15 protein-coding genes are annotated in these 14,700 nt (G+C 74.1%); 10 read left to right on the top strand and 5 right to left on the bottom strand.

Features of this window, described 5'->3' with window-relative positions; translation table 11 throughout:
• Window positions 1-102: 102 nt before the first annotated feature.
• The gene (locus tag ACIOC0_RS28000) at window positions 103-480 is read right to left on the bottom strand and encodes a hypothetical protein (protein WP_402158525.1); all 378 of its coding nucleotides are present in this window, start codon (window positions 478-480) and stop codon (window positions 103-105) included.
• A 468-nt stretch (window positions 481-948) separates the two neighbouring features.
• Here ACIOC0_RS28000 and glmS point away from each other — a divergent pair, with 468 nt between their 5' ends.
• Window positions 949-2,796: a glutamine--fructose-6-phosphate transaminase (isomerizing) gene (gene glmS, locus ACIOC0_RS27995; protein ID WP_402158523.1), complete on the top strand. Its 1,848-nt coding sequence runs from the start codon at window positions 949-951 to the stop codon at window positions 2,794-2,796.
• Between the two features lie 193 nt (window positions 2,797-2,989).
• Here glmS and ACIOC0_RS27990 read toward each other — a convergent pair whose 3' ends face one another.
• Both ACIOC0_RS27990 and ACIOC0_RS27985 read right to left on the bottom strand, forming a co-directional pair.
• The gene (locus tag ACIOC0_RS27990) at window positions 2,990-4,732 is read right to left on the bottom strand and encodes a M16 family metallopeptidase (protein WP_402158521.1); all 1,743 of its coding nucleotides are present in this window, start codon (window positions 4,730-4,732) and stop codon (window positions 2,990-2,992) included.
• Window positions 4,729-5,706 carry a hypothetical protein gene (locus ACIOC0_RS27985; RefSeq protein ID WP_402158519.1) on the bottom strand — a complete coding sequence of 326 codons (978 nt, stop codon included), beginning with the start codon at window positions 5,704-5,706 and terminating at the stop codon, window positions 4,729-4,731. Before ACIOC0_RS27985 ends, ACIOC0_RS27990 begins: the two co-directional genes overlap by 4 nt.
• 123 nt (window positions 5,707-5,829) lie before the next feature.
• Between ACIOC0_RS27985 and ACIOC0_RS27980 the strand changes: the two genes are divergently transcribed.
• From ACIOC0_RS27980 to tsaE, 5 genes are all read left to right on the top strand, one after another.
• Window positions 5,830-6,201 carry a holo-ACP synthase gene (locus ACIOC0_RS27980; RefSeq protein WP_130441099.1) on the top strand — a complete coding sequence of 124 codons (372 nt, stop codon included), beginning with the start codon at window positions 5,830-5,832 and terminating at the stop codon, window positions 6,199-6,201.
• A gap of 79 nt (window positions 6,202-6,280) precedes the next feature.
• Window positions 6,281-7,717 carry an NAD(P)H-hydrate dehydratase gene (locus ACIOC0_RS27975; protein WP_402158517.1) on the top strand — a complete coding sequence of 479 codons (1,437 nt, stop codon included), beginning with the start codon at window positions 6,281-6,283 and terminating at the stop codon, window positions 7,715-7,717.
• A gap of 227 nt (window positions 7,718-7,944) precedes the next feature.
• Window positions 7,945-9,141, top strand: coding sequence for an alanine racemase (alr, locus tag ACIOC0_RS27970; RefSeq protein WP_402158514.1), 1,197 nt, complete (start codon window positions 7,945-7,947; stop codon window positions 9,139-9,141).
• Between the two features lie 160 nt (window positions 9,142-9,301).
• Window positions 9,302-10,558, top strand: coding sequence for an alpha/beta fold hydrolase (locus tag ACIOC0_RS27965; protein WP_402158511.1), 1,257 nt, complete (start codon window positions 9,302-9,304; stop codon window positions 10,556-10,558).
• Window positions 10,524-11,045: a tRNA (adenosine(37)-N6)-threonylcarbamoyltransferase complex ATPase subunit type 1 TsaE gene (tsaE, locus tag ACIOC0_RS27960; RefSeq protein ID WP_351095420.1), complete on the top strand. Its 522-nt coding sequence runs from the start codon at window positions 10,524-10,526 to the stop codon at window positions 11,043-11,045. The genes ACIOC0_RS27965 and tsaE overlap by 35 nt, the downstream gene beginning before the upstream one ends.
• A gap of 21 nt (window positions 11,046-11,066) precedes the next feature.
• Here the strand turns inward: tsaE and ACIOC0_RS27955 are convergent, their stop codons facing one another.
• On the bottom strand, window positions 11,067-11,243 hold the full coding sequence (locus ACIOC0_RS27955) for a hypothetical protein (protein ID WP_402158510.1): 177 nt from the start codon (window positions 11,241-11,243) through the stop codon (window positions 11,067-11,069).
• Window positions 11,244-11,400: 157 nt separating this feature from the next.
• Window positions 11,401-11,934 carry a hypothetical protein gene (locus tag ACIOC0_RS27950; RefSeq protein ID WP_402158507.1) on the bottom strand — a complete coding sequence of 178 codons (534 nt, stop codon included), beginning with the start codon at window positions 11,932-11,934 and terminating at the stop codon, window positions 11,401-11,403.
• Between the two features lie 154 nt (window positions 11,935-12,088).
• Between ACIOC0_RS27950 and tsaB the strand changes: the two genes are divergently transcribed.
• From tsaB to ACIOC0_RS27930, 4 genes are read left to right on the top strand one after another with little or no spacing between them, the layout of a single operon-like run.
• The gene (gene tsaB, locus ACIOC0_RS27945; protein WP_402158505.1) at window positions 12,089-12,742 is read left to right on the top strand and encodes a tRNA (adenosine(37)-N6)-threonylcarbamoyltransferase complex dimerization subunit type 1 TsaB; all 654 of its coding nucleotides are present in this window, start codon (window positions 12,089-12,091) and stop codon (window positions 12,740-12,742) included.
• 44 nt (window positions 12,743-12,786) lie between these two features.
• Window positions 12,787-13,305: a ribosomal protein S18-alanine N-acetyltransferase gene (gene rimI / locus ACIOC0_RS27940; RefSeq protein ID WP_402158721.1), complete on the top strand. Its 519-nt coding sequence runs from the start codon at window positions 12,787-12,789 to the stop codon at window positions 13,303-13,305.
• A complete protein-coding gene (tsaD, locus tag ACIOC0_RS27935; RefSeq protein WP_402158502.1) occupies window positions 13,298-14,407 on the top strand; it encodes a tRNA (adenosine(37)-N6)-threonylcarbamoyltransferase complex transferase subunit TsaD in 1,110 nt (369 codons plus the stop codon). The genes rimI and tsaD overlap by 8 nt, the downstream gene beginning before the upstream one ends.
• A 10-nt stretch (window positions 14,408-14,417) precedes the next feature.
• The gene (locus tag ACIOC0_RS27930) at window positions 14,418-14,678 is read left to right on the top strand and encodes a hypothetical protein (protein WP_402158500.1); all 261 of its coding nucleotides are present in this window, start codon (window positions 14,418-14,420) and stop codon (window positions 14,676-14,678) included.
• Window positions 14,679-14,700: the final 22 nt, after the last annotated feature.

Below are 14,700 nucleotides of genomic sequence, written 5' to 3'. Positions count from 1 at the left end.
CGCCGGGTGTGGCGGAGGGCGGCGCCGGCGTCCGCGTCCCGGTGACGGGGACTCGGACGCCGGCGTACGTCACGGTGCTACCGCGTCGGCCGGCTCAGCGGTTCACTCGTTGAACCATTCGGAGAACACGCAGCCACCGCCGCCGTTCCAACAGAGCTCCATCCGGTAGCTGGCCAGCTGGCCGATGTTGTAGCCCTTCTTGTCGCAGCCGGAGTTGCCGCCGTCGTCGACGGTCGTCGCCACCGACGTCACACCGCCGACGTTGCGGACCCACAGGGTGCCGGTGACGCCGTGACCGTCGGCCTTGGTGTCACAGACCTGGAAGACGTCTCCGTCGTCGATGAACTTCATGTAGCCACGGCCCTGGGGGAGCGTGATGGTCTTGTCGGAGGCGGCCTGGGCGGAGGGCGCCAGGGTGACCATCATGGCGGCGGCTCCGGCGCCGGCCAGGGCCAGACGGCTGAAGGTGGACTTGAACATGGTTCCTCTCTCCCGGGGCACGGCGAGGCGCCCCCTGTGTGCGGAAGGACATGACGTCCTGCTGGAGGAAGTGCTCTGAGGTGAACGCCGGATCGCTCCGGCGCGGGAATGCCCGCCCGAAGAGCTCAGGCGGTGCCGGGGAACGAGCGTCTGGGCCGCGTCGGTCGTCCGGCGGCCCCGCACGGAGGCAGGCGTGAGACCGGCTCGCAGGTGCTGCGACATGGATGGTCCTCCCCGTAGCGACGTGGTTCCCCCGGTCGCTGACCGGTGTGCACGAGGCGGATGTGGTCAAGATCCGCTCAGTGCCGAGCCAGTGTATGAACGGGTGTTCGGTACGACAAGGGAGCGTCCGAGTGATGGCTGAGAACGGTCTGTGACTGCGTCAGGTGTGGGAAACGGGGCGGGGATTTCCGAAATCGGGCACGGTCAGCCTCTTTTCGGGCGGGGTTTCGCCGTACGCTGCGGCTCATGTGCGGAATCGTGGGATACGTGGGATCGCAGTCGGCCCTGGAGGTCGTGACGGCCGGGCTGAGGCGGCTGGAATACCGGGGATACGACTCGGCGGGCGTCGCCGTGCCGGCGGACGGGGGGATCGCCGCCGCCAAGAAGGCGGGCAAGCTGGTCAATCTGGAGAAGGAGCTCGACGAGCGGCCGCTGCCGACCGGGACGACGGGGATCGGCCACACCCGGTGGGCCACGCACGGCGGGCCGACGGACGCCAACGCGCATCCGCACCTGGACAACGCCGGGCGGGTCGCCGTCGTGCACAACGGGATCATCGAGAACTTCGCCGCGCTGCGGACCGAGCTGGCCGAGCGGGGGCACGACCTGGTCTCCGAGACCGACACCGAGGTCGTGGCCCATCTGCTCGCCGAGGAGTTCTCCTCCTGCGCGGACCTCGCCGAGGCGATGCGGCTGGTGTGCCGGCGGCTGGAGGGGGCGTTCACGCTGGTCGCGGTGCACGCCGACGAACCGGACCTGGTCGTGGGCGCGCGGCGCAACTCACCGCTGGTGGTGGGCGTCGGGGACGGCGAGGCCTTCCTCGCCTCGGACGTCGCCGCGTTCATCTCCCACACGCGCTCGGCGATCGAGCTGGGCCAGGACCAGGTGGTGGAGCTGCGCCGGGACGCGGTGACGGTGACCGGCTTCGACGGCCGTCCGGCGGAGGTCAGGTCGTACCACGTCGACTGGGACGCGTCCGCCGCGGAGAAGGGCGGGTACGACTACTTCATGCTCAAGGAGATCGCCGAGCAGCCCAAGGCGGTCGCCGACACGCTGCTGGGGCGCGTCGACGCGTCCGGTTCGCTGACGCTCGACGAGGTGCGTATCCCCGTGGGGGTGCTGCGCGAGGTCGACAAGGTCGTCGTGGTCGCCTGCGGTACGGCCTTCCACGCCGGGCTGATCGCCAAGTACGCCATCGAGCACTGGACGCGGATCCCGTGCGAGGTGGAGCTGGCGAGCGAGTTCCGCTACCGCGACCCGATCCTGGACCGGCAGACGCTGGTGATCGCGATCTCGCAGTCCGGCGAGACCATGGACACGCTGATGGCGCTGCGGCACGCCCGTGAGCAGGGGGCCAGGGTGCTGGCCGTCTGCAACACCAACGGCTCGACGATCCCCCGTGAGTCGGACGCCGTGCTGTACACGCACGCAGGTCCCGAGGTGGCGGTCGCCTCGACGAAGGCGTTCCTGACGCAGCTGGTGGCCTGCTATCTGGTGGCGCTGTATCTCGGCCAGGTGCGGGGCACCCAGTGGGCCGACGAGATCCGGGCCGTGGTGCGCGACCTCGCGCGGATCCCCGGTGAGGTCGAGCGGGTGCTGGAGACCATGGAGCCGGTGCGGGAGCTGGCGCGGTCGCTCGCCGGCAAGGACACCGTGCTGTTCCTGGGGCGGCACGTCGGCTATCCGGTGGCCCTGGAGGGCGCGCTGAAGCTGAAGGAACTGGCCTACATGCACGCCGAGGGGTTCGCGGCCGGTGAGCTCAAGCACGGGCCGATCGCGCTGGTCGAGGAGGACATGCCGGTCGTCGTGGTCGTGCCGTCGCCCCGGGGGCGGTCCGTGCTGCACGACAAGATCGTGTCCAACATCCAGGAGATCCGGGCGCGGGGCGCGCGGACGATCGTGATCGCGGAGGAGGGGGACGAGGCGGTCGTGCCGTACGCCGACCACCTTGTGCGGATCCCCGCCACGCCGACGCTGCTGCAGCCGCTGGTGGCGACGGTGCCGATGCAGGTGTTCGCCTGCGAGCTGGCGACGGCCCGAGGCAACCAGGTGGACCAGCCCCGAAACCTGGCGAAGTCGGTGACGGTGGAGTAGGCACGGGCGCCTGACGAAGTGGGGGGCCGGGGGTCCTGCGCGAGTACCGGGGCGCGTCGTGGCCGTTCGCGCAGTTCCCCGCGCCCGTGGATCGCCTCCGGGCGATCCCGGGGCGCGGGGAACTGCGCGGTCAGCCCGGACGGACCCGCAGCCGCCGGACCACCCGCGCCCCCACCTCACTGGGCGCCCCCGCTCACGACCTCCGCTGGTTTCGGGCCTTCCTCAGCTGCCAGGTGGTCAGAAGCAGCGGGACCGCCATGATCCAGACCATGGCGACGACGTCCCACTCCGGGGTCACGTCGGCTCCCTCGACCACGGTGATCAGGGCGCACAGCAGCGACCAGATCCCGGCGAGCGATCCCACCGTCCACAGTGCGGCCGTCCACGGCCACGTCGCGCGCCCGCCGGCACCGCCCCGCGTGCCGCCGGACCGCGCCGAGGGCTGGGGGATGCGGTCGGGGGTGCGCGACGGCATGTGCACGACCGCCTGCGGCGGCACCCCCGCGTCCACCGTCGCGATGCGCTCCGGGGTGATCCCCCGGAAGAGGGTCGGCTCGACGGAGACGGAGAACCCGTCGTGCCCGGTGAGGGCGCGGGCGCCGTCGGGGCGGGTGGTCATCGCCGCGCAGGCGTCGTAGCGGACGGTCACCGGGCCCCGCGGCGTCGTGAGGCTGACGCCCTCCGTACCGATGATCAGGGTGACCTGGTCGTCCTCCAGGGACTGGTGACGGGTGCCGGTGACGGTGGTCGTGGAGTACTGGGGCGCGGGGCTGAAGCCGGCCCAGTCGACGCCGCGCCCGGGCGTCTGGAGCAGCCCGTTGTCCCAGGCCTGGCGGGCGACGTCGTGCAGGTCGGCGAGGGTGACCGCGTGCAGCTCGGCCTTGTGCTGCTCGGGGGAGAGGATGCGGTGCCCGAGCAGCAGGCTCAGCGCGTACGACGGCAGCGAGACGGCGCCGAAGTCCGGGACGTCGTACAGCTTGAGGGTCTTGGCGCGCGCCGAGTCCAGCTCGGACTGCTCGATCCGGCCGGCGCGCAGCCGCGCGAGGGTGTCGATGAAACCGCCGATCACCGCGTCCTGCTTCTGCGGGAGGGCGTCGGCGTACGCGGTGAGGGTGGCGAAGCCGGCGTCGCGGGGGGAGTAGTCGGCCTCGGCGGAGTACGAGTAGCCGCCCTCCTGGCGCAGGTCCTGGAAGAGGGCCCGGCCGAGGACGTCGGCGAAGACGGAGGCCGCCGTGGAGCGGGGCAGCACCGCGGAGAACGCGACGTGGCCGTCGTCCCCGCGGATGAACGCCGGGGTGACGGGCAGCGCGCTGGTGGGCGCCGGCGCGGGGAGGCGGACTCCGGCGGGCAGGGTGAGGTCCAGGCCGTCGGGCACGCGGTCGCTGGTGATCCACAGCACCGCGTTGTCCCGGGTGAAGCGGGTGTGCGCCCAGTGCCGCACCTGGTCGGGGGTCAGGCTCCAGGTGCCGAGCTCGTTGTAGCTGGACAGGCCGTAGCTCTGGGCGCCGTAACGCCACAGCGGGAGCTGGGAGCCGCCGCCGCGGCCCGCGGCCTCGGTGCGCAGGATCTCCTTCTCGGTCTCCAGCCGGTCCATCGGCAGCTCGCGCAGTCCCGCGCACACGCTGTTGAGGTAGGAGACGACCTCCGCCTCGCTGCCGGTGACGTGGAAGAGGGTGTACGCGTTCGCCGTCGCCCCGTTGTAGTGCAGGTCGGACAGGCCGAGCCGGTACAGGGCGAGGTGCTCGACGAGGTGGGTGATGCCGGCGGTGGCCAGGGTCTCGTCGGCGCGGCCCACGCGGAAGAAGAGCCCGGCGGTGATCTCGTTGCCGCCGGGGGCCGGGGCGTAGAGGGTGGGGATGCCCTGGACGGCGGTGTGGGAGATCAGCCCGTCGAGGGCGGCCAGGCCGTCGGCGGCCTCGTGCAGGTCGGTGGTCACCGGTATCCGCCTCCTCGGGACTCCAGCGCGGACTTGCGGAACTTGCGGAAGGACGCCTTCGGGTCGTTCATGTAGTCCCACGGGTGCTTCGAGGCGCGGTTGCCGAGGAAGGCGAAGTGCGGGGCCGCGTCCTCGAAATGGCCGCCGAGGGAGAAGGCGAACGCGAACGTGCTGTGCGCGCCGATGGAGTTCCAGTCGGCCCGGTGGTCGGGGTGCAGCACGGAGGCGTGGGCGGCGAAGCGCAGGTCGTCGTGGACCGGGACGCCCCGCAGGTACGCCGCGCCCTCCGAGCCGCCGAGCTCCAGCCAGTGCTCGATGTGGGCGTCGGCGACGAGGGCGGCGTTGGCGTAGCCGTCGGGCGCGGCCTTGGCGCACTCCTGGGCGAAGCGGTGCGCGGCCTCCCAGGAGCCGCCCCACTTGGGGCAGAGCTGCTGGAGCAGGCTCGTCTGGGCGTGGTAGTCGTGCGGGTGGTGCGCGGACAGCCGGTCGTAGCGCCGGCGGACCTCGGACTGCCCCAGTTCCAGGCCGCGCGCGGTGGTCAGGCGGGCGTTCCAGGCGGGGGTGTACGACGGCTGCTCCGCGCACACCTCGATCAGCAGCTGCTCGGCCCGGCGCAGCCAGGAGTGGAACTGGTCGAACTGGTCCCGCGAGACGTGCTCGGCGCGGGCGGCGCTGCGGATGTCCCAGCCGATGTACACATAGCGTTGGGCGAGCAGGGTGCGGGGCAGCGGGTCCCCGGGCTGCTCCCGGACGGCTCGCTCGAGCATGTTCTCGACCCCGGGGACGTCCGCGACCAGGCTGACGGCCGAGTTGACCCTGTTGATGGAGTCCAGCCGTGCGATGTAGGCGCGGACGGACGGCCAGTCGCCGGACTGCGCGGCCGTGCGCAGCGGGATGAGCTCGGGCATGTTGTCGTACGGGTCGAAGGTCGGCCCGGACGGGTCCGTGGGGGCGCCGTGGGGGGTGCTGCTCATTCCTCCACCGTGTGGTTCGTGTGACTGATGTGATCAGTGTGAGAAGACGCGCAGGCTAGCAGCAGGGGGTGACAGCCACGCGGCCGACCGGTGGTGGAGGAACTCCGCCGTAGGGTGCTCGGCATGAGCATCATCGGGGTCGGCATCGACGTTGCCGAGATCGAGCGGTTCGCGGCGTCGCTGGAGCGGACGCCCGCGCTGGCCCAACGGCTTTTCCTCGAAAGTGAGCTGCTGTTGCCCAGCGGGGAGCGGCGGGGGATCGCCTCGCTGGCGGCGCGGTTCGCCGCGAAGGAGGCCCTCGCCAAGGCGCTGGGAGCGCCGGCGGGGCTGCTGTGGACCGACGCGGAGGTGTACGTCGAGGACAGCGGGCAGCCCCGGCTGCGGGTGCGGGGCAGCGTCGCCGCGCGGGCGGCGGAACTGGGGGTGCGGGGCTGGCATGTGTCGTTGAGTCATGACGCGGGCGTGGCTTCGGCCGTGGTGATCGCCGAGGGGTGAGGCGGTGCGTACGCCTGCCACCGGTGGGCCGGTGGGGGGCTGAGGCCGGGGCGGGGGCCGCGGTGTGAGACTGGGGTGCATGCGTACTGCCTACTGTGTGGACACCGTCAGGGCCGCCGAGCGGGAGGCGATGGCACGGCTTCCGGAGGGCGCGCTGATGCAGCGGGCCGCCGCCGGTCTCGCCGCCGCCTGCGCCGACGTACTGGGGCGGGTGTACGGGAGCCGGGTCGTGCTGCTGGTCGGCAGCGGGGACAACGGAGGTGACGCCCTGTACGCCGGGGCCCGGCTGGCCCGGCGCGGGGCGGGGGTGACCGCCGTGCTGCTCGCGCCGGAGCGCACGCACGCCGGCGGGCTCGTCGCCCTGCGGCGCGCCGGGGGCCGCACGCTCACCTCGGGGGACGGGGCGGACGAGGCGGTCCGGCGGGCCGACCTCGTGCTCGACGGCATCGTCGGCATCGGTGGACGCGGCGGGCTGCGCGGCGACGCCGTGGACCTGGCCGCGCTCGCCGCGCGGTCCCGGGCCGTCGTCGTCGCCGTCGACCTGCCGAGCGGGGTCGACGCCGACACGGGCGAGGTGCCGGGCGCGGCGGTGCGGGCCGACCTCACGGTGACCTTCGGGACGCACAAGCCCGCGCTGCTGATCGATCCGGCGCGGGAGCACGCCGGGTCCGTGCGGCTGGTCGACATCGGTCTGAAGCTGCCCGACCGGCCCGAACTGGAGGCGTTGCAGCACGCCGACGTGGCCCGGCTGCTGCCGGCTCCGGCGGCCGAGAGCGACAAGTACCGGCGGGGCGTGGTCGGGATCGCGGCCGGGTCCGCGCGCTATCCCGGGGCCGCCGTGCTGGCGGTCGCCGGCGCGCTGCGGGGCGGCGCGGGCGCCGTCCGGTACGTCGGTCCCGCGGGCGACGCCGTGCTCACGCGGTTCCCCGAGACGCTCGTCTCCGACCAGGGGCCGCGCCGGGCCGGGCGGGTGCAGGCGTGGGTCGTCGGCCCGGGCGCCGGGGACGACGCCGGCGTGGTGGCGGAGGTGCTGGCCGCCGAGGTGCCGGTGCTCGTGGACGCGGACGGGCTGCGGCTGGCCGACGCCGAGGCGGTGCGGGGCCGTTCCGCGCCCACCCTGATGACCCCGCACGCGGGGGAGGCGGCGGCGCTGCTCGGGGTGTCGCGCGAGGAGGTCGAGTCGGGGCGCCTCGCGGCGGTACGGGAGCTGGCCGCCCGGTACGGGGCGACGGTGCTGCTGAAGGGTTCGACCACGCTGGTCGCCGCGGCGGACGGGGGAGCGGTCCGGGTGAACGCCACGGGCACGGGCTGGCTGGCCACCGCCGGGAGCGGTGACGTGCTGTCCGGGCTGGCGGGGTCGCTGCTGGCGGCCGGCCTGAGCACGGTGGACGCGGCCGGCGCGGGCGCGTACCTGCACGGCCTCGCGGGCCGGTTCGCGGCGGAGGGGGCGCCGGTGTCCGCGGGAGACGTGGCCGATGCGGTACGGCAGGCCTGGCGGGACGTGATGCGCGGCTGAGGCTCCTGAACGCGGCCCGCTCCGCCCGGCCGGCGGGCGGCGCCCGGAGCGGCCTTGGCCCACCGAGGTCCCGGCCGAGGCCGTCAGGCCCGGTGGACGGGTGTCGCGCGGGCGGGGCGGGCGGCCTGGTGGGAAGAGACGTCCGGAAAGAGCTGTGGCCGCCGCCCCCGAGGCCGTTGACCGTGTCCGCTCCGGGGGTGTCCGAGGGCTCTGAGACACTGGGCGCGATGAGTGAGACTGCACTGCCGACCGCCAACCCGCAGCGCGCCCGCGCCGAGATCGATCTGGGCGCCGTGCGGGCCAACGTGCGGACCCTGCGCGCCAAGGCGCCCGGGGCGGCGTTCATGGCCGTCGTGAAGGCCGACGGGTACGGCCACGGCGCGGCCCCCTGCGCCCGCGCGGCCGTCGAGGCGGGCGCCACCTGGATAGGCACCGCCACGCCGGAGGAGGCGCTCGCGCTGCGCGCGGAGGGCGGGCTGCCGGACGACGTCCGGATCATGTGCTGGCTGTGGACGCCGGGCGGCCCCTGGCGGGCGGCCGTCGAGGCCGGCCTCGACGTCTCCGTGAGCGCGCTGTGGGCGCTGCGGGAGGCGGAGGAGGGCGCCCGCCTCGCCGGACGGCCCGCGCGGGTGCAGCTCAAGGCCGACACCGGCCTCGGACGCAACGGCTGCCAGCCCGCCGACTGGCCCGGCCTGGTCGACGAGGCGCTGCGCGCCGAGGCGGAGGGCCTGGTCCGGGTCACCGGCCTGTGGTCGCACCTCGCCTGCGCCGACGAGCCCGGGCACCCGTCCATCGCCGCCCAACTCACTGTGTTCCGCGAGATGGTGACGTACGCCGAGACGCGCGGCCTGCGGCCCGAGGTGCGGCACATCGCCAACTCCCCGGCGACGCTCACCCTCCCGGAGAGCCACTACGACCTCGTCCGCCCCGGCATCGCGATGTACGGCGTCTCGCCCAGCCCCGAGCTGGGCTCCTCCGCCGACCTCGGGCTGCGCCCGGCGATGACGCTCCTGGCGTCGCTGGCCCTGGTCAAGCACGTGCCGGGCGGGCACGGCGTGAGCTACGGCCACCACTACAAGACCCCCGGCGAGACCACCCTCGGCCTGGTCCCCCTCGGCTACGCCGACGGCGTCCCGCGGCACGCCTCCGCTTCCGGCCCGGTGCTGATCGGCGGCAAGTGGCGTACGGCGGCGGGGCGGATCGCGATGGACCAGTTCGTCGTGGACCTCGGGGGCGACGAGCCGGAGGCGGGCGCCGAGGCGGTCCTGTTCGGGCCCGGCGACCGCGGCGAGCCGACGGCGGAGGACTGGGCGCAGGCCGCCGGCACCATCGGATACGAGATCGTCACGCGCATCGGAGCGCGCGTTCCGCGCGTCTATGTGGGCGAGGGCCCCGGACCCGCGGGCGCACACGGGGACGGGTGAGCGCCGGTCGCGGCACTGCCCGCCGTGCCGCCGGGTATGAGGATCACCCGACCGGCGCTCGCGGCACGACGGCCGCCCGCCGCACCACGGGCGTCAGCGGCACGGCACTGCACGACCGGTCATGTGGCACCACCCGGGAACAGGCGAAGAGGAGCGGTACGTGAGCGAGAGCAGTGCGGAGGCAGTGGCGGACGCCGCCTCGGCGGCCGTCGCCGCCGTCTCCGCCACGGGGGTGGCCGGAGGCTGGCGCCGGGCGACCGGCGTCGCCGGCGCGGCGATAGGCGTGATCGCCGCCGGCGCGGCGGCCGGGGTCGCGCTGGAGCGGATGACCGTGGGGCGCGGGATGCGCGCCAAGGCCCGGCTGGCCCTCGACGCGGCAGGCCCCTACGGCGCGCTGCGCGGCACACCGGGCAAGGCGTTCTCCGACGACGGCACCGAGCTGTACTACGAGGTCGACGACGTGGAGCCGGAGGGCGGACCGGCGCCCCGCCGCCGCCGGCTCTTCGGCCGCAAGGCGCCGCTGCCCGTCACCGTCGTCTTCAGCCACGGCTACTGCCTGACCCAGGACTCCTGGCACTTCCAGCGGGCGGCCCTGCGGGGTGTCATACGGACCGTGCACTGGGACCAGCGCAGCCACGGCCGGTCCGCGCGCGGCGCCGGCCAGGTCCGGGGGGAGGCGCCCGTCAGCATCGACCAGTTGGGGCGCGATCTGAAGGCCGTCATCGACGCGGCCGCGCCCGAGGGGCCGATAGTCCTGGTCGGGCACTCGATGGGCGGCATGACCGTCATGGCGCTCGCCGCGCAGTACCCCGAGCTGATCCGGGAGCGGGTCGTCGCCACCGCCTTCGTCGGCACGTCGTCGGGGCGGCTCGGCGAGGTCAACTTCGGACTGCCGGTCGCCGGCGTCAACGCGGTGCGGCGGGTGCTGCCCGGTGTGCTGAAGGCGCTGGGACAGCAGGCGGCGCTGGTGGAGAAGGGGCGGCGGGCCACCGCGGATCTGTTCGCCGGGGTCATCAAGCGGTACTCGTTCGCCTCCAGGGACGTCGACCCGGCGATCGCCCGGTTCGCGGAGCGGATGATCGAGGGCACGCCGATCGACGTGGTCGCCGAGTTCTACCCGGCCTTCACCGATCACGACAAGACCGAGGCGCTGGCCTGCTTCACCGGCATGCCGGTGCTGGTGCTGGCCGGCATCGGGGACCTGGTCACGCCCAGCGAGCACAGCGAGGCGATCGCCGACCTGCTGCCCGACGCCGAGCTGGTCCTCGTGCCGGACGCCGGGCACCTGGTGATGCTGGAGCACCCGGAGGTGGTCACCGACCGCCTCGCCGACCTGCTGACCCGCGCGGGCGCCGTGCCGGCAGGGGCTACGGTGGGGGGCTATGGAAGCACCAGCAGCACCGTACGACCCGGCTGATCCGGTTTCTCTGGAGATCATCGTCAACTCCCCCGATCTGATGCGGGAGTTGGGCCGCCGCCTGGCCAAGCTGCTGCGCGCAGGCGATCTCGTGATGCTCAGCGGGGAGCTCGGCGCGGGCAAGACCACGCTGACCCGCGGGCTCGGCGAGGGGCTCGGCGTCCGGGGCGCGGTCACCTCGCCGACGTTCGTGATCGCCCGGGTCCACCCGTCCCTCGGGGACGGTCCGCCGCTCGTCCACGTCGACGCGTACCGCCTGGGCGGCGGGCTGGACGAGATGGAGGACCTGGACCTCGACGTGTCGCTGCCCGAGTCCGTCGTCGTCGTCGAGTGGGGCGAGGGCAAGGTCGAGGAACTGACCGAGGAGCGGCTCCAGGTGCGCATCCACCGGGCCGTCGGCGACACGACGGACGAGGTGCGCCACGTCACCGTCACGGGCCTCGGCGAACGATGGGCGTCGGCCGACCTCAGCGCCCTGGCGGCCTAGTACCCGCCTCGGGGCCGCCGGTCAGGCGGCCTCGCGGTGTTCGGTCCGCCGCTGCCTCGGGGCCGCCTCGGGCTCCGGGACGCGCGGCGGGCGGGACACCGCCTCGGCGGCGGCGCAGGACGCGAGCAGTTCGCGCATGGACACCCCGGCGAGCGTGAACGGTCGCGGAGGCTGGGCCTGGGACTCGGTGGCGGGCACGGACGCCTCCTGCGGGCCGGGGGCGGACCTGGTTAGGTTCACCTAACCAGGGGCTGGCCACCATGTCACCACGTCCGGGACGCCGAACGCAACATCTTGCCGACGTCTTGTCGGAACCTTCATACGATCAGCCCGGAGGCTCTCCCGGGGCCCCCGGCTAACGGACCACGACGATCCGCTGGCCGATCGTCGCGAACCGCCACATCGCCTCGCCGTCCGCCGGCGTCTCGCGGATCCCGCCCGTCCGGGTCTCCGGGTCGGGCACCGGCATCGAACCGTCCGTCGTCGCGCTGAAGCCGATGACCACATCGCCGACGTCGGTGAAGCGCACGACGTGCTCGACCGGCACGCCGTCGGTCCCCGTGGCCGTGCTGGAGCGGGAGGTGACGGCGTACGAGCCCGGCACCGGGTCGACGGTGCCGGGGGCGACCGCGAACGTCCGCTCGACCCGGCCGTCGGGGCCCACCAGCCACACCCGGTCGTCGTCCAGCGCGTACACGACCCGCTCGCCCACGCCGGAGGAGGCCGGCAGCGCGAGGGAACGCGTTCGCCCGGGGGCCGCCTTCGCCGCCGCGGCCTGCGCACGCGGCTCGGCCGGCGCGGTCGCCGACGCCCGCAGGGCGAGGAACCCGACGGTCGTCAGCGCCGCCGCGGTCAGCCCGGCCACGATCGTCGCGCTGCTCCCGGCCACCGGCATCCACCTCTTCGTCGCTTCGGTCGTATTGGTCGCATTGCTCGTATTCGCCCCGGAATGTGCCCGGCCGTGACGTTAGCAGCCGTCGCGGCCGCGGCCGGTGTGCCCGTGCGCGGCACGCACGCTCGCCGGGGAGCCGTAGGCTGTTTGTGTGCTCTTGCTCGCTCTGGATACCGCCACCCCCGCCGTCACCGTCGCGCTGCACGACGGCGCGGACGTCGTCGCCTCCTCCAGTCAGGTGGACGCGCGCCGGCACGGTGAGCTGCTGCTGCCGGCCGTCGACCGTCTGCTCGCCGAGGCGGGGCTCCGGCTCGACGCCGTCACCGGGATCGTCGTAGGCGTCGGACCCGGCCCCTACACCGGGCTGCGCGTCGGTCTGATGACCGCCGACACCTTCGGTCTCGCGCTCGGCGTCCCCGTGCACGGGCTGTGCACGCTCGACGGCCTCGCCTACGCCGCCGACCTGCCCGTCCCCTTCGTCGTGGCGACCGACGCCCGGCGCAAGGAGGTCTACTGGGCCCGCTACACCGACTCCCGCACCCGCGTCGGCGGCCCGGCCGTGGACCGGCCCGCCGACATCGCCGACCAGGTGGCCGGGCTGCCCGCCGTCGGCGCGGGCGCGCTGCTCTACCCCGACACCTTCCCCGACGTCCACGCGCCGGAGCACGTCACGGCCGCGGCGCTCGCGAGCCTGGCCGCCGAGCGGCTCGCCGCCGGCGAGGAACTCCCCGAGCCCCGCCCGCTGTACCTGCGCCGGCCCGACGCCCAGGTGCCCAAGAACTACAAGGTGGTCACCCCGAAGTGACCGAGCCCGCCGCCTCCGAGACCGCCCTGCCCGCGCTGCGCGAGATGCGCTGGTGGGACATCGAACCCGTGCTGGAACTGGAGAAGGACCTCTTCCCCGAGGACGCCTGGTCGCGGGGCATGTTCTGGTCCGACCTGGCCCACGCCCGCGGCCCCGGCGCGACCCGGCGCTACGTCGTGGCCACCGACGGCGACCGCATCGTCGGGTACGCCGGTCTGGCCGTCGCCGGCACCGCGTCCGAGGGCGGGGGCGAGGACGGCTCCGCGACGGGCGCAGACATCCAGACCATCGCCGTCGCCCGCGAGCGCTGGGGCACGGGGCTCGGCGCCCGTCTGCTCACCGAACTGCTGCGCGCGGCGACCGACTTCGACTGCAGCGAGGTCATGCTGGAGTGCCGGGTCGACAACGTCCGCGCGCAGAAGCTGTACGAGCGTTTCGGCTTCGAGGCCATCGGCTTCCGGCGCGGCTACTACCAGCCGGGCAACGTGGACGCCCTGGTGATGCGCCTGACCGACCCCTCCACCTCCCTGAACGGCGTACAAGGAACCGAGATCAATGGCTGACGAACCGCTCGTCCTGGGCATCGAGACCTCCTGCGACGAGACCGGCGTCGGCGTCGTGCGCGGCACCACGCTGCTGGCGGACGCCATCGCCTCCAGCGTCGACGAGCACGCCCGCTTCGGCGGGGTGGTCCCCGAGGTCGCCTCCCGGGCCCATCTGGAGGCGATGATCCCCACCGTCGACCGCGCGCTGAAGGAGGCGGGCGTCTCGGCGAAGGACCTGGACGGCATCGCCGTCACCGCCGGCCCCGGCCTCGCGGGCGCGCTGCTGGTCGGCGTCTCGGCGGCGAAGGCGTACGCCTACGCGCTCGGCAAGCCGCTGTACGGCGTGAACCACCTCGCCTCGCACATCTGCGTGGACCAGCTGGAGCACGGCCCGCTGCCCGAGCCGACGATGGCGCTGCTGGTGTCCGGCGGTCACTCCTCGCTGCTCCTGTCCTCCGACATCACCTCCGACGTCCGTCCGATGGGCGCGACGATCGACGACGCGGCCGGCGAGGCCTTCGACAAGATCGCCCGGGTGCTGGACCTCGGCTTCCCCGGCGGCCCGGTCATCGACCGCTACGCACGCGAGGGCGACCCGCGGGCGATCGCCTTCCCGCGCGGCCTGACCGGCCCCCGCGACCCCGCCTACGACTTCTCCTTCTCCGGTCTGAAGACCGCGGTGGCCCGCTGGATCGAGGCCAAGCGGGCGGCCGGCGAGGAGGTCCCGGTGCGTGACGTGGCGGCCTCCTTCCAGGAGGCGGTCGTCGACGTCCTCACCCGCAAGGCCGTACGGGCCTGCAAGGACGAGGGCGTCGACCACCTGATGATCGGCGGCGGCGTCGCGGCCAACTCCCGGCTGCGCGCCCTCGCCCAGGAGCGCTGCGAGGCCGCCGGCATCCGGCTGCGGGTCCCGCGTCCCAAGCTGTGCACGGACAACGGCGCGATGGTGGCCGCGCTCGGCGCGGAGATGGTCGCCCGGGGGCGGGCCGCGTCCGGCTGGGACCTGTCCGCGGACTCCTCCCTCCCGGTGACCGACCCGCACGTTCCGGGCCACCCGCACGGCGACGACCACGGGCACGATCATGTGCACGAGGTCAGCAAGGACAACCTGTACTCATGAGGGCTGGGGCATGACGGTCGCGCTGATGTGGGAGGCCCGGGCGGCGGCGGGACGCGGCGAGGAACTGCTGGCCTGGGCCCGCGCCCAGCGGCTCGACGGCGTCCCCCTGCGCCGCGAGACCTTCCGCGCCCCCCAGGACCGGGTCCTCGTCGTCACCTGGTGGGACGCCGCGTACGACGCCGAACTCCCCGAACTGCCCGAGCCGGAAGACGGGTTGACGACCCGGTCGGTGCACCGCTGGCGCTTCGAGTCGGTGACCGACCAGGCGTGAGCCCGTGCGGGGAGGATCGCCC

Source organism: Streptomyces sp. NPDC088254, assembly GCF_044740925.1.
Taxonomy (GTDB): domain Bacteria; phylum Actinomycetota; class Actinomycetes; order Streptomycetales; family Streptomycetaceae; genus Streptomyces.
The sequence above is the reverse complement of the archived record's forward strand: the minus strand, read 5'-3'. Positions and strand labels throughout refer to the sequence as shown.